At 43.0% G+C, this 1,104-nt stretch carries 2 protein-coding genes; both read right to left on the bottom strand.

All coding sequences use genetic code 11. The features are described from left to right. Positions 1-14: 14 nt before the first annotated feature. The gene (psb27, locus tag IQ242_RS25440) at positions 15-416 is read right to left on the bottom strand and encodes a photosystem II protein Psb27 (protein ID WP_002783154.1); all 402 of its coding nucleotides are present in this window, start codon (positions 414-416) and stop codon (positions 15-17) included. A 312-nt stretch (positions 417-728) separates the two neighbouring features. Continuing rightward, positions 729-1,104: sensor histidine kinase KdpD (locus tag IQ242_RS25435; protein WP_193961861.1), on the bottom strand; the 376-nt coding region annotated here is incomplete at its 5' end.

Raw genomic sequence — 1,104 nt, 5'->3', positions numbered from 1 at the left:
CCCCTAATCTGTATCTAAATTCCTTTCTGGAGAGAGAATTGCACCTGTTTAAATTCTTGTTTTAAACGTTGTTTGAGTTTGTCGGGGATGGGACGGGAACCGTAGGCGGTATAATAACCTGCCAGAGAGTTTAAGGCTGTTTGCATAGTAGTGAAAGAACGCAAACCCCCGGATTTTTTATCTCGTCGGTAGAGGGAGATGTAATCGTTGATTTGTTCCTTTGCTTGCGACTCAACTGCCGCTTTATTCGGGTCATCTTTGACTAAATCAAGGGCTGTGGTTAAAGTTTCAATCACCGTCAGGGTATCTTTTCCGTAATTGCCGGTTAACCCCGAACTACTAGAACAACCCATCAATCCGATGACCAGGACGAGAACCAAAGCTAATAAGCGAGAAATGTAAGGTTTTAGAGACATATTTTCAACACCATAAGTTAATCCCAAGTCACCTTATCCTATCAGGAAACCGTGACCAGTTCCCCAGGAGAGTCAACCTGCTGCAAAAATCAAAAATCTTTCCTTTAGTCAGGGGTCAACTGGGGGTAAATGCCAAAATATAGGCTTTTTGGCGGTAAAAGCCCTATTTTTGCCTAAAATTTCGATGCCATCAACCCGGAGTGAGTTGATTCTGGACTAATTCCAGCTGCGATAAAAATTCTTCGTTGCTTTCGTCCGGTTTCGAAAGAAAGAAAGTTACATTTTGTAATCTTTGGGCCGCTCAAGCTGGAACTAGGGTGAAATGGGCAGTTTGACGGTAAAGCTTGTTCCCTTATCTACTTGGCTATCTAGGGCGATTTCGCCGCGGTGGAGTTCGACGCATTTTTTAACCACTGCTAACCCCAATCCCGTGCCGATAATATTTTCCACATTCTGACCCCGATAAAAGGGTTCATAGATCTTACCTCTATCTTCCTCGGCAATGCCGATACCGTGATCCCGGACTTGAAAAACAATGCGATCGCTATCTTTCCACAAAATCAAACTAATCCCTGCTCCCGTGGGGGAATATTTAATCGCATTTAAGAGTAAATTACTTAAAATCGAGTAGAGCAGTTTCTCATCTAGATAGGGACGAATCATCAATCCCTGACTGACAAATTTAATC

It is taken from the genome of Microcystis sp. LEGE 08355 (assembly GCF_015207185.1).
GTDB lineage: Bacteria > Cyanobacteriota > Cyanobacteriia > Cyanobacteriales > Microcystaceae > Microcystis > Microcystis panniformis.
The sequence above is the reverse complement of the archived record's forward strand: the minus strand, read 5'-3'. Positions and strand labels throughout refer to the sequence as shown.

What these genes read in the sequence shown, in the direction of transcription:
- psb27 (WP_002783154.1), bottom strand. Translation starts at nt 416, where the DNA reads ATGTCTCTAAAACCTTACATTTCTCGCTTATTAGCTTTGGTTCTCGTC.